The following is a 12,935-nucleotide window of genomic DNA, read 5'->3' on the forward strand; positions in this document are numbered from 1 at the left end:
AGTCATCCGCACGGTAAGGAAAAACCGCGGCCTTCCCGAAGAACCCCCCAAGCAAGGATTCCGCGCCGAAACGAGGGGCGAGCGTCCTTTTGTTTCCAAAGGGAATGCTTTCCTTCATGAGACGCCTCGATTCCAATCGGAGATTGATGTAAACGGGTTAAGATATTTCGCGCAAGGAAATAAGGAAAAACCCGATTTCGAGATTCTTTCCGTCCAGTTCGAGCAAGGAGGTGTTTCGCAAACGGTGTTTGGAAAAGGCCGCCTGGAGGAGCACGCGCCCGGCCTGCTTCAGGGAGAAACGCGCGACGGCGTTACGTCTTATGCGAGAAACCGCGGCGAGGGAGGGATAGAAATCTACTGGACGATCGACGAGCCGATCGGCCCCGAAGCTTCGGCGTTGAGCGTGCGTCTTGCGATTCGGGCCGCGGGTGAGCCGCGGGAGCATCCGGAGGGGCTGGTGTTTCCAGCCCGGCAAGAGGAAGGCCAAATTACTTTATCCAACGTAACCGTGGTTGACGCAGCGGGACGGCGGGAGCGGGTTCGGCCTTCGCTTGCAACCGGCAGCGAAGTCCTGTTCGAGGTGCAGCACGAATTTCTTGAAAACGCCCAATATCCCGTCCTGATCGACCCGACGGTGGGGCCGGAGTTTCCCGTGGGGCCGAGTCCGGTGATTGAGCCGGCAGCATTAAACCAAACTCATCCCTCCGTGGCTTCGAACGGAACGGATTATTTTGTGGCATGGGTATCGAAAGTTAGCCTTAGCTGTTATCAGATTTATGGCGCCCGCGTAAGTGCAGATGGGATCGTTCTCAATCCATCCGGAATTGCAATTGCATCTTCTTGTTTATCCGAGGCGCCTTCCGTTGCTTCCAATGGGATCGACTACTTTGTAGTATGGCATGAACCCGGTGGCGATTTTACGCAGGACATCTATGGAAAGCGAGTCGTGCCATGCTGTACCTCACAAATTACAATTTCAAGTGCGACCGGCAACCAGTTGTATCCTTCAATTGCCTCGGACGGAACGGACTACTTCGTTGCATGGCAAGATTACCGAAACGGGCTCTCCGACATCTACGGGGCGCGGATGACATCGGGGGGAAGCGTTCTCGATCCTGCGGGCATCGCCGTCTCTACAGCGGGGGATAACCAAGAGCGTCCCTCGGCAACTTCAAACGGGACGGACTATTTCGTCGCGTGGCATGACTGGCGGAATTCTGCTATCACGGGCTACGACATCTACGGGGCACGGGTGCGGGCGTCCGATGGCTTGCTCCTTGACGGCCCGCCTGACACGGGAGGCATCGCCGTCTCCACGGCAGCAGACGATCAATACTACCCCTCGGCAGCTTCAAACGGGACGGACTATTTCGTCGCGTGGCAGGATTACCGAAGCGGTGCGGACTACGATATCTACGGAACGCGCGTCACTTCGACGGGGACGGTGCTCGACCCCACGCCGACGGACATCGCCGTCTCCACGGCGGCGGACAACCAGAGGTATCCCTCCGTAGCCTCGAACGGAACGGACTATTTCATCGCGTGGACGGACTACCGAAGCGGCACGGAGTACGATGTCTACGGGGCGCGCGTCACCTCGGCAGGGACGGTACTCGACTCCACGGGCATAGCCGTCTCCACGGCGGCATTCGACCAGTACAACCCCTCAGCAGCCTCGAACGGGACGGGCTATTTCGTCGCGTGGGCGGACTACCGAAGCGGCGTGGATTCGGATATCTATGGCGGGCGGGTCACCTCCGCTGGGGCCGTACTAGATGCAGAAGGGATCCTTATATCAAAAGAGACAAGCGTCCAGGGCAATCCCGCTGTTGCCTCGAACGGAACGGATTATTTTGTGGTGTGGGTTGGCGATCCTGTTATAAACGATTACAACATTTACGGATCCCGCGTCTCATCTTCTGGGACGGTGCTGGATCCTTCTGGAATTGCGATCTGTACCAACACGAACTACCAAGATACGCCGTCTGTGGCGTCGAATGGGACCGACTATCTCGCAGTTTGGAAAGACGACCGCAATTCGGCCACGACGTACGATGATATCTACGGTGCACGCGTTCAAGCATCGGACGGTGCCTTACTCGACGGCCCCCCGGACAGCGGGGGAATACTAATTGGCGCCTTGGGAGATTACGACGATCAGCCTTCCGTGGCTTCGAATGGAACGGGTTACCTGGTCGTGTGGCGAGACTGGGAAATTTATGGAACTCGCGTCACATCGGGCGGAGTTGTGTTGGACAATCCCCCAGTTCAAGTGACGACTGACCCCTACGCAGATTATCCTGAGGTTGCGTCGAACGGGACAGATTACTTAATAGTGTGGGAGAGTTTTTTCAGCTTTTCCGATGATGACGTTTACGCCTCACGCGTAAAAGCGGACGGCACGGATCTTGATCCATCCGATATAGCTGTTGCGGCAGTCTTCGGAATCGATGAAAGTGCCCCATCGGTTGCCTCGAACGGAACGGATTATTTCGTCGCGTGGCATGATGAACGAAACGGCGCCGCGAACGACGACATCTACGGAACGCGCGTGGCCTCGGATGGGACGGTGCTTGATATTTCGGGTATTGCCGTGTCCACGGCGGCTGGCAACCAGAGATCTCCCTCCGTAGCTTCAAACGGGACGGACTATTTCATAGTGTGGGAGGACTACCAAAGCGGCGGGGACGACGACATCTACGGAGCGCGCGTGGCCTCGGATGGGACGGTGCTCGATGCAGCGGGCATCCTCATCCAGCAAAGTCTCTATGACGATTCTGATCACGCTGTAGCCTATTCGGCCTGTGGAAAATACCTGATTGCTTATCGACGTTTTTATGAAGATCCCAGTTATGTATCCTATACGATCATGGCGCGTACCGTTGAGGATGACATTCCCTCCGCCGGAGAGGTATCCGCACCGGGTTCCGGCAGGCCCTTGACCGTGGAGCGGGCCTCCGGCCAAGTAAAACTCTTTTGGGCGGGGCTTCCCTCCGATTGTGCCGGTGTTATCCAATACAACATCTACGAAGGCGACTTGGACTCGCTTCCGCCGTACAACCACTCATCTCTCGTGTGCTGGACGGCGGGGACGGACGAAGGAGGCGGCTATCTGAGCGGGATAATTACGCCGGGCTTTGCGAACGCCTACTATCTCGTCACCGAATGCGACATGGCGACAGAGGGAACCTCGGGCTACGACAGCGACGCCGTCGAGCGCAACCCGCTTCTGAACACCTGCGGCCCGCATCCGTAAAAAACAGCGGCCAGGGATTAGCGGTTCGCGCCGGTCTTCGCCGTGAGCCGGTTCGCCCGGAGGAGGGAGTCGAAAGTTCCCGCGTCCGTCCACCAGCCCTGAAGGACGCTGTGCGCGAGCTCGCCGCGCTCGAGGTAGGCGTTGTTCACGTCGGTAATCTCGAGCTCGCCCCGGCGCGACGGCTTGAGCGTGCGGATGATGCTGAACACCCGGGCGTCGTACATGTAGATGCCGGTCACGGCGTAGGAGGATTTGGGCTTTCTGGGCTTTTCCTCGATGCGGACGATCTTGCGCCTGGCGTTGAACACCGGCACGCCGAAGCGCTGCGGGTCGGGCACCTTCTTGAGAAGAATCCGGGCGCCGCACTTCTGCCTGCGGAAGGCCGCGACGGCGCTCCGGATGTTCCGCTCGATGATGTTGTCGCCGAGTGCGACCACGATGCGGTCGCCCGCCGCGAAGTGCTCGGCCAGGCGAAGCGCGGCGGCGATGCCGCCCTCGCCGCGCTGGTACGTGTAGTGGAGCGCCTTGAGGCCGAAAGCTTCTCCGTTTCCCAGAAGCCGCAGAAAATCGCCCGCGTTCTCCCCCCCCGTCACCACCATGATGTCCTTGACGCCCGCCCGGACGAGCATCTCGATGGGGTAGTAAATCATGGGCTTCGCGTAGACGGGAAGAAGGTGCTTGTTCGTCACCAGGGTGAGCGGGTGGAGACGCGTCCCAAGGCCCCCGGCGAGCACCACGCCTTTAAGGTTCATGCGCGGTAGATCCCGGCAATCTTTTTCATGAGGGCCGACGACGAGCAGCCCTTCTTGTAGCCGGCCACGACGGTCTTTCCACCCCACGAGGCGACATCGCGACTCCCCGCGATGGCGTCCCTCCGGCCGCGGTAATCGCCGCCCTTGACGAGAACGTCGGGGCGAAGCGCCCGGATCAGGCGGCGCGGCGTCGACTCCGGGAACACGATGACGTAGTCCACGCACGCGAGCGCCGCGAGCATCCGCAGCCGCTCGCCCTGCGGCACGAGGGGCCGCTTCGGCCCCTTGAGGCGGCGAACGGAGGCGTCGCTGTTGAGGCCGACGACGAGGACGTCGCCGTGCGCGCGCGCCTCCGAGAGAACCTGGACGTGGCCCGGGTGAAGCAGGTCGAAGCAGCCGTTCGTGAACACGACGCGCCGCCCCTGCGCGCGGAGCGTCTTCCCCAGGCGCGCCGCGCTTCTGAGGAGAACCGCTTTGTCCGCGGCGTCCACGGGCGCCCCCGCAAGCGTTTTCAGAATCTCCTCGGGCGACGTCGTCGCGGTGCCGAACTTCTCGACCACGACGCCGGCCGCCACGTTGGCCGTCCACGCGGCGTCGAAGGCTGGGGCCCCCGACGCAATGAGCGCGCCGAAGAGCGCACTCACGGTGTCGCCCGCACCCGTGACGTCGTAGACCTCCTTGGCGCGCGCGGGGATGTGCCGCGCCCCGCGGCGCCCCTTCTCGCACAGGAGCATGCCCCGCGGGCCGAGAGTCACGAGAATGCTCCGCGCGCCGGTGTCGAGCATGACGCGGCGCGCCGCCCGGAGGGCGTCCCCGCGCGTCTCGCACGCGAAGCCGGTCGCCTGCTCGGCCTCCGCGGCGTTCGGCAGGAGCGCCGCAGCGCCGCGGTATTTTCTAAAGCTCCGCCCGCGCGGGTCCACCACCACCGGCAGCCCGCCTCTCCCGGCCGCGCTGAAAACCCGCCTAAGAAGGGGCCCCGTCAAAATGCCCTTGCCGTAGTCGGACAGGATGACGCCGCGGACGCGCGGAAGCGCCCGCTGGATCTTGCGCCAAAGCCGCGTCTCTTCGGGCGGCCCGAGCGGCGCTTCCGTTTCGGTGTCGAGGCGAAGCACCTGCTGGTGCTGCTCGGCGATGATCCGCGCCTTGACCGAGGTCGGGCGCGCGGAGGCGCGCACGGCCGCGACCGAAACGCCGCTCTGACGCAGGCGAGAAAGCAGGCGCGTGCCGTAGCCGTCCCTTCCCACGGCCCCCATAAGGTGCACCTTCACGCCGAAAGGGCGCAGATTCATCGCCACGTTCGCCGCCCCGCCCGGGCGGATTTCCTCCCGCTTCGTGTGCACGACGGGCACGGGCGCCTCGCGCGAGATGCGCGACGTATCGCCGTAAATGTAGCGGTCGCAGAGGAGGTCACCCACGACCAGAATCGGAAGATTCTCCAGGCGCTTTAGGTTGGCTCGCACTCGGGAGACATCCAGCGGCCGAGCGTCCGGCGACGGGCGAAGGGGGGACATGCGCAGAAAGGGGTTTTTCGGAGGGCGTGCGCCGCGTCCGCTAGGAGGCCGCCTCTCCGGGGGGGCGTCCGTCCCGCAGCATGGCGGCGAGTGTTTTCAGCTCCTCCTTGACGAGGTGCAGGGCTTCCCGAAGGCGGCGGTTTTCCTCCGCGACGCTGTCCGCCCTCCCGCCGCCCTCCTCCCGGTGGGCGGGATGCCCCTCGCGCTCCGTGGTAAGCTGGCGACGCGCCCCCTCGATGGTATAGGCCTGTTGGTAGAGCAGCGTCATGATGCGGCGAATGAGTCGGACGTCCTCGCTCGAGTAGATGCGCTGGCCGGCGCTGTTTTTCTGCGGCGACAGAAAAGGAAACTCTTTTTCCCAGTACCGCAGCGTGTGGGGTTCGAGGCCGAGCATGGTGCAGAGCTCGCCAATCTTGTAAAAGAGCTTCTGGTCTGCCGCTTCAGCCATGATAGAAAACCCTATTCATCCTTCCCGTTTACGGCGTTCGTGAGAAGCTTGGAGGGCTGGAACGTGAGCGATTTTCGCGCCGGGATGATCAGCGTGGAGCCGGTGCGGGGATTGCGCCCTTTGCGCGCCTTGCGCTCGACGACCTCGAACGTGCCAAAGCCCGAAAGAAGCACCTTGTCCCCCTCTTCCAGGCGCGTCCGAAGCGTGTCAAGAATGAAATCCACAATGCGTTTGGCTTCCCGGAAAGATATGCCGCCGTGCTTTTCGTAGATCGCCTTTGCAAGCTCAATTTTTGTAGTGGCCACTGTACAACAATCCTCTCTTCACAAAGAATGTAGCTCTTTCACCACCATAGCCCAAAACACCTAAACCAGTGTATGAGGTAATTGTCGAAAAGTCAAGTCTAAATTGACTATAACGAGTCCAAAATTCATGCTCCACGGGGCGAGCTCATTTCAAAAAAACATACTGTTTTCAAAGAGTTAGGGTTATTCTCCTCTTTCTCTTTCCCGCTTCTCCCCCCTTTTTTTCACAACCCCGGCTGCTACCCACTCCCTAAAATAAAGCTGGAGGGACACGTCAGCGCCGACCCCATTATTAATCCGTTTTGTCCTTTTCCTCCGCCTCGCGCTCCTTCTCTTCCGCATACTTTTTTCGCAGCGATTCTTCCCACGCGTCGAGCCACGCGCGGCCGCGCCTGTATGCGGAGCGCAACTCCCCGGGCATCGTGTGGACGGTAAAATCGGAGAGTTTCGTGAGCGCCGGCGCAAGAAGGGAGCGGTCGACGTAGGCGCTTCCCTGCGGAAGCGCCGAGACGACGAAAAACACGATGAGCGTCGAGAGCGTGAGGCCGAGCACGAAGCCGAATAGCCCGCCCATCGCACGGTCCATCCCCCGGAGCTTGGCCATCTCGAGCCATTTCGTAAGAAGCCACACGACGACGTTTCCGGCCAGGAACACCGCAAAAAACACCGTCGCAAATCCAAGGGCGTTGCGCACGGCGCGAAACTCGACCCACGAGGAAAGCCACGCGGCAGGATAGGCGTAAAGGAGGGAGGCCGCAATAAAGGCGCCGAAAAAGAACACCCACGAGAGCACCATCCGCACCAGCCCCTCGATGACTCCCAGGAGCACGGCCAGCGCAATCACCGCGAGCAGAATGAAATCAAGCCCACTCATGTTCAGCGGACGGTGGCCGGTTTCCAGTGGCCAGGAACAGTTTTTCCTCCCGCCGGCCCCAGCCTACTGGCCAGCATACTGCGCGTGGCGCCGTTCGCGGGAACCCCGAACAGGGGAAGCCGCGACAGTCCGCGCCGCAAGAGCTCTTTCATCCGGCCAGGCGTTTCGACAAGGTAGGCGTCCGCGTAGAGGAAGGCGATGCCGGAGCCGGAAATTTTCTGTAGCACAAACGTTTTCGCCGAAAACAGCTTGCTCGCTTGCCCGGCTGCGATGCGCGTCGCCGCGAACACGACGTCGAGGTCCATCTCTCCGTGAAAGCCCAAGAACGCGTTGCGGCGGCAGAGAATAGCCTGCTCCTTGAGGTGAACGGGTACGATCGTTCCCTCCGCCGTCCTGCGCCCCAGGCGGAGCACGGCCTCGGGCGCCACCGCGCGGTATTCCTCGAGGAAAAAGCTTTCGCCGGTGAGAAGCTTGCGCTTGAGGCCCCGAAGAAGCTTGCCCTTAATCTGGCGCTGCATCACGGCGTCTTCGCCGCGCTCAAGCAGCATCTCGGGCTCGACGTAAAGGCGCTCCCCCTGCTTGAGCGTTACCACAAGAGTAGCGCCTCGTTCACCTTCGATGGAATATCGCATGGGCTGCTTCTTTCCGGGTAGCGCAAACCCCCCGACATTGCGAGTCGGGGATAAGATTCCAGCTCTACTTTACCCCTCACAGGTCAATCATGGCTACGACACCTCACCATTCTACTTGCCGCACGTGCAGGTGTCGAATCGCCACGGCACGTTCTCTTGATTCACGGAAAATCGGCATGGTAGGCTCGCTGGAAAAGCAAACCATGGCAGATTCGACGGAACACACTCCGAAATTTCTTCTTGGGCGACTTCAAACCCTCGCGGCTTCCTTCGAGCTAAAGCCCACGAGCCACGGCTTTTGGAGTCTGCATTTCCTGAATTGCTTCCTCTACATGCTAAACGCCCCCAGGAGCACGGAAGAACTCGCCCACTCGACGAAGCGTTCCCAAAGCATGCTCGTCAGCTACCTTTACCTGGCCGAGGAACTGCGCTTGGTGGCTCGTCGCGGCGGTCGATGGTCACTCACCGATGCGGGAAAAACCTATGTGGTGCAACGGAAGTCCAAATCACCGGACTGGGTTTCGCCGGAACAGGTCGCAATCCTGGTCCGCATCGTCCGAGCGAATCCCATTGCGAGCGGTGCCCTTCTCCGCGTGTGTGCTCTGGTGGAGACATTCCTCGCATCATCTCAAGGCGCTCCTCCGCCCGCGGGGGGTGAGGATGAAGAAATGCTGCTAGGCGACGCCCTGGCCATGGGTCTTGTGGCAAAGGAGGGAAACCGCTACCGCGCAACGTGCGACGGCGCAGCGTTCCTTCGCTGGCGTCCCTTGGTGTGGGGAAAATACGACATCCCGAGGGGATGGCTGGCGCTTTACCCGATTGAGTATTTCAGGAAAACCGATCCCGGGTAAAGGCTACGCACTGCCTCCCAAAAGCCCCACCAGTTGCTCGCCGCTCAGGGGCTGTGTCTCGGCCACCTTGAGATTCTCTTCGACGTGCCCGACGCGGCTCATGCCCACGAACGCGGCCGCGAGTCCAGGCAGGGAGCGGTTGAACTGGATGGCGCGCTGGGCGTCCGTGCTTAAGCTCCCAATAGCCTTCTGTACCGATTCGGGAAGGCCGTGCGCGAGGCGCCCCTGCAGAATCGTGGAGCTCGAGACCGCCGTAAGACCGAAGTCCGCCGCGACCTGGAGGACGGGGCCGTCCCGCCCGCTCCCATGCTGCGTGGGAGAGGCCACGGCTTCGAGCATCGCCATGTTGAGAGGGAACATTAAGAACCGGAAATGGTGCTCCTTGCCGCCCGCTCCTTCGGCGGACTGAACGACGCGGGCGAGGTCGAGGTGGTCGGGGGAATCCGAAGAAACGCGGTAGCCGTTCCACGTGGCCGTGCCGTAAGCGTGGATTTTCCCCTCCCGGACTTTTGACTCGAGGAATTCGAACGCGGCGCGCAGGCGCTTGTAGAACTCCTCTCGGCCGACCTCCGGAAGCTGATGCTCTGGATTATGAATGTAGTAGACATCGATGCAGTCTAGGCCCAGGTTGCGGAGGCTCGTTTCGAGCAGGTTCTCGAGGTAGCGGGGCGTCATGGCGTGGATGTCTCCGACGACCTCGCTCCGGTGGAGGATGCCCGGTTTCTCGAAACGCTCGTGGAAATACGCCCACACGTCGCTCGGCACCTCACGCTCGTAGGGAAAGTAACCGCCCTTCGTAGAAACCACAACCTCGTCGCGCCGCACGCTTCCTTCGGTGAACGCCTTCTTGAGCGCCTCGCCGATGGCACGCTCGCTCCGCTGGCAGCGGTAGTTGACGGCCGTGTCGATGAAATTGCAGCCGAGCTCGAGGGCACGCGCGATGGCGCCGCGGTAGCCTTCGTCGGTCGCGTCGTCGAAGGCGCCCAGGTAGGTTCCAATGCCGATCGAGGAAACCGTTAAATCCTGCGCCATGCGAAAATGGTCCGGGGCGAGATGGCCGAAGCGCTCGGCATAGCGCCGCGTGCCTTCCGCCGTTGCATGATTGTACATGGCCTGCCTTCACTCCCTTTCGATGGCCGTCGCTAGCCCTGCGCGGTGTGCAGGGCGGCGGGCCTCGCAAAGTAGAATCCCTGGCCGTAGGGAACTCCCAGGGACCGCAATTTCTCCAGCTCCTCCCTCGTCTCCACGCCCTCGGCGATGACGCGCGCGTCCAGTTGCTGCGAGATGTCCGCGAGGATGGCGAAGACCTGTTGGTGGACAGGCTCGCGATGAATGTCGTGCACGAGGGAGTGGTCAATCTTGACATAGTCCGGCTCAAGCTCAAAAAGGGTTCGCAGATTGGAATAGCCCATGCCGGCGTCGTCCACGGCCAGGGAAAAACCATACTCGTGTAGCTCGGCCGCATTGTGTCGGAACTCGGAGTAATCCGCAATGGGATATTTCTCGCTTACCTCGAAGACGATGCGCGCGGGCTCGATATGAGTCTGCTCGAGGAGGTCAAAGAATTGCGGCGACAGGAAGCGCCGGTGGGCCAGCGTGTGGGCCAGCGTATTGATGAAGATTTTGCCCTGCCCTGCGAGCGTGCGCGCGCTCGACACGGCGACGTTGCGGCACAGAAAATCGAGCTCTTGCAGGAGGCCGCTTCGGCGGGAAAGGGCGAAGAGAAAATCGGGGCTCTCGAATTCCGTCTCCGCTGGTCCGCGCGCCAGAGCCTCGTGACCGAAGATCTCCTCCTCATCGAGCGACACAATGGGCTGAAACACCGTACGGATGTAGCTCTGGTAGATAATGCGCCGAAGGACATGGCCCTGGCGCTCGAGGTCGGTCATGTCCTCGCCAATGGCAGACACCATGGCATGTTCGACGCCCTGGTAGATCAGGCGGCGCAGGTCGACGGAAGGCCGGGCGCGGACAAGCGCATAGCCCGCGGTGAACGCAAAGCGGTCAGCCTGGAGGGCTTGGATGGCTTCCTTAACCTGAAAAAGGCTTTCTTCTGAAACGGCCTTTCCGTCGCGGGTCTGGGTAAAGAAGGCAACCAGGAGGTCGCCGCCATAGCCGTTGACGCCAAGATGCCATGGCGGGCTGAGAAGGGTTTCCAGGTGCTGATCGAGTGTCTGAACGGTGCGTTGCAGGGTGCGCTCAAATGCGCGGCTTCCCAGCGACGCCTCGACGCGCAGCGAATCCAAAAGCCGAATGGCCAGAATGCCCAGCGCGTCGTCCTCTTCAAGGCCGCGGACGGCATCGTCAATGTGCGCAACGTAGAGGCTGAGACCGCTCGCTTCGTCCCTTAGGGTACCGTCGCTCCGCGATTTCCTCATAAAGCATTCATCAAGCGCCTGATCGCAAGCGGTTCCTCTCCCTCGGCACAGCCTTCACATCAGAACCAAAACGTGTAGTTCAGGAGCGCCTGGTTGTCCTTGGGCTCGCCGATCTCTTGCCCCGTGTACGGGTCCACCGTCCCGCTCCATTCCCGCGAATCGAGGTCCAGATACTCGATCGAGAGGCGGTGGCGTTTCCCGAACGTTAGCGTATAGTTGAATGCCCATAGGAAGGAGGTCATGGGGATGGATTCGACCGAAACGATCTGTCCAAACCTATCCCTGATTTCAGCCGGGCTATACTGATTGGTGAACTCGTCGTAGCGCATCGACACGCTGTGACGTTTGCCGAGGGGCGCGCTCATGAGCACGTAGAAACCGTCGTATCGAATCTTGGGCACGCTTCCTCTCGGTATCTTTAAACCTATAAAGCTAACGTCCTCCCGAAACGACGTGTCGGCGTTCAGCACCTGGACGATGAGTTTAAGGCGTTTCCAGTCAGCGGTTACGGCTCCGGTGGCAACGCGCAGGGCGAAACCCCGAAACTCCGCACCGCTCATCCCGTTGTAGTAATAGGCCGTGTAAAGGCGAAAACGCTTGGAAGCGTCGCGCACCTCGGCGTAAGCGTAGAAGCCGGGGCGGCCGCGGATTTGCGAATCCGAACGCACCGGGTCCGACATAACGTCCGTGACGGGCCAGTAATGCCGATCAAGCACGGGGTCATGGGCCAGCGTGTAGAAGTAGTTTCCTTCGATGATCCCGACGGCCCACCCTCCGAGGGGGTCCCTCCCCGGCTCGAAGCCGAACGACACATCGAACCCTATCCCGTAGATGTTGTTCAGGAACGTGCTGATTGGAGAAGGCGTAACCATGTGGCGTGACGTGCGCAACGGGCCCGTGTGCTCGCGGGAAAGGCGCATCGGTGCGATGCGGCCGACTCGGACATGGAAAGGTTGCTTAAAATAGTCCGAATGAACCCGAATGCGGTAGTAAGCCTCAAAGATAGACACCTTGCCGTTATCGCCGTACGGACGCGTCTCTATGACCCTATCTGGAAACTCGTCGACCCTGCCGTCCCCGTTGTTGTCAATCCCGTCGTTACAATCAGATTCATCGCATCCTATCTCAAGCCGAGACTTTTTCGCGTAATTCTCGCTGTCGGGGAATTTAGGGTTGTACCCCACGTGGATGTGGATGCGATGGTCATCCGTAAGGTCCATGGTCGCCGCAAGCCCCACATGCGCCACGTCGCCCACGGAGGTGGTTTCGCAGTTCCTGTCGGCAATCCCGGGGCAAGAACCCGTGCCTACGTCCACGCCCTCGTTTTCCGGTTGGTATCGAAAGAACGGCGAGTATTGATTCGCACCGGCCTCCCCGGTATAGACCGCACGTGCCATCCCGACGCCCCGTAGGCGAATGCGACCGCCCCAGAGCGTGACACCTTTGACCTCCTCCTCGACGGGCACTTCGGGAGCCTCTTCCTCCAACTCTTCTTCAACCGCTTCTTCCGGAAGCGCTTCCGCCTCTTCGGCCTCAATTTCCTCCACTTCCTCGATTTCTTCTATATCCCGAATTTCTTCTATCCCTTCGATTTCCTCGATTCCTTCCACCGCCTCGATTTCTTCGATCTCCTCAATTGTCCCGATTTCTTCCACCTCCTCTATCGCTCCGACTTCCTCCACCGCTTCTACCTCCTCCACCTCCTCTATCGCCACGGCCTCTTCCACCGCCTCTACCTCCTCCACTTCCTCTATCGCCACTGCTTCCTCCACCGCTTCAACCTCTTCCACCTCCTCTATCGCCACGGCCTCTTCCACCGCATAAACCACATACCCCAACTAAAAACCCAACCCATCCAACACCCCTTAAAACAAATACCACAGCGCAATAGCCACGGCCACTTAAACCGGGTATACCTCGGCCGGATC

The 12,935-nt window shown here is 60.7% G+C and carries 11 protein-coding genes; 2 read left to right on the forward strand and 9 right to left on the reverse strand.

All coding sequences use genetic code 11. The features are described from left to right. Positions 1 to 3,256, forward strand: a 3,256-nt coding sequence (locus JSV08_01020) for a hypothetical protein (GenBank protein ID UCF81036.1), incomplete at its 5' end; no start/stop codon positions are given. 17 nt (positions 3,257 to 3,273) lie between these two features. Here JSV08_01020 and JSV08_01025 read toward each other — a convergent pair. From JSV08_01025 to JSV08_01050, 6 genes are all read right to left on the reverse strand, one after another. Continuing rightward, positions 3,274 to 4,008, reverse strand: a complete 735-nt coding sequence (locus tag JSV08_01025; protein UCF81037.1) for an NTP transferase domain-containing protein — start codon at positions 4,006 to 4,008, stop codon at positions 3,274 to 3,276. Continuing rightward, complete coding sequence (rfaE2, locus tag JSV08_01030; protein ID UCF81038.1) at positions 4,005 to 5,468, reverse strand: D-glycero-beta-D-manno-heptose 1-phosphate adenylyltransferase; 1,464 nt, start codon at positions 5,466 to 5,468, stop codon at positions 4,005 to 4,007. Before rfaE2 ends, JSV08_01025 begins: the two co-directional genes overlap by 4 nt. Before the next feature lie 91 nt (positions 5,469 to 5,559). Beyond that, positions 5,560 to 5,967: a MerR family transcriptional regulator gene (locus tag JSV08_01035; protein ID UCF81039.1), complete on the reverse strand. Its 408-nt coding sequence runs from the start codon at positions 5,965 to 5,967 to the stop codon at positions 5,560 to 5,562. A gap of 11 nt (positions 5,968 to 5,978) precedes the next feature. Further along, complete coding sequence (locus JSV08_01040) at positions 5,979 to 6,257, reverse strand: integration host factor subunit alpha (protein UCF81806.1); 279 nt, start codon at positions 6,255 to 6,257, stop codon at positions 5,979 to 5,981. A 307-nt stretch (positions 6,258 to 6,564) separates the two neighbouring features. Then, positions 6,565 to 7,146: a CvpA family protein gene (locus JSV08_01045; GenBank protein ID UCF81040.1), complete on the reverse strand. Its 582-nt coding sequence runs from the start codon at positions 7,144 to 7,146 to the stop codon at positions 6,565 to 6,567. Positions 7,147 to 7,148: 2 nt separating this feature from the next. After that, positions 7,149 to 7,739, reverse strand: a complete 591-nt coding sequence (locus JSV08_01050; protein UCF81041.1) for an AIM24 family protein — start codon at positions 7,737 to 7,739, stop codon at positions 7,149 to 7,151. 242 nt (positions 7,740 to 7,981) lie between these two features. On the opposite strand from JSV08_01050, the gene JSV08_01055 reads away from it, so the two are divergent. Continuing rightward, complete coding sequence (locus tag JSV08_01055; protein UCF81042.1) at positions 7,982 to 8,629, forward strand: hypothetical protein; 648 nt, start codon at positions 7,982 to 7,984, stop codon at positions 8,627 to 8,629. 3 nt (positions 8,630 to 8,632) lie between these two features. On the opposite strand, the gene JSV08_01060 is transcribed toward JSV08_01055, so the two are convergent. Genes JSV08_01060 through JSV08_01070 form a run of 3 tightly spaced genes read right to left on the reverse strand, consistent with a single transcriptional unit; the run spans position 8,633 to position 12,812 of the window. Beyond that, entirely contained in the window at positions 8,633 to 9,739 is a 1,107-nt protein-coding gene (locus JSV08_01060) for an aldo/keto reductase (protein ID UCF81043.1), read from the reverse strand. Positions 9,740 to 9,771: 32 nt separating this feature from the next. Continuing rightward, positions 9,772 to 11,007, reverse strand: coding sequence for an EAL domain-containing protein (locus JSV08_01065; protein ID UCF81044.1), 1,236 nt, complete (start codon positions 11,005 to 11,007; stop codon positions 9,772 to 9,774). Between the two features lie 59 nt (positions 11,008 to 11,066). Continuing rightward, positions 11,067 to 12,812 (reverse strand): hypothetical protein, encoded by a 1,746-nt coding sequence (locus tag JSV08_01070; GenBank protein ID UCF81045.1) that lies wholly within the window; start codon positions 12,810 to 12,812, stop codon positions 11,067 to 11,069. Positions 12,813 to 12,935 lie beyond the last annotated feature (123 nt).

The sequence above is a fragment of the Acidobacteriota bacterium genome, from assembly GCA_020349885.1.
In the GTDB taxonomy this organism is placed as follows: Bacteria; Acidobacteriota.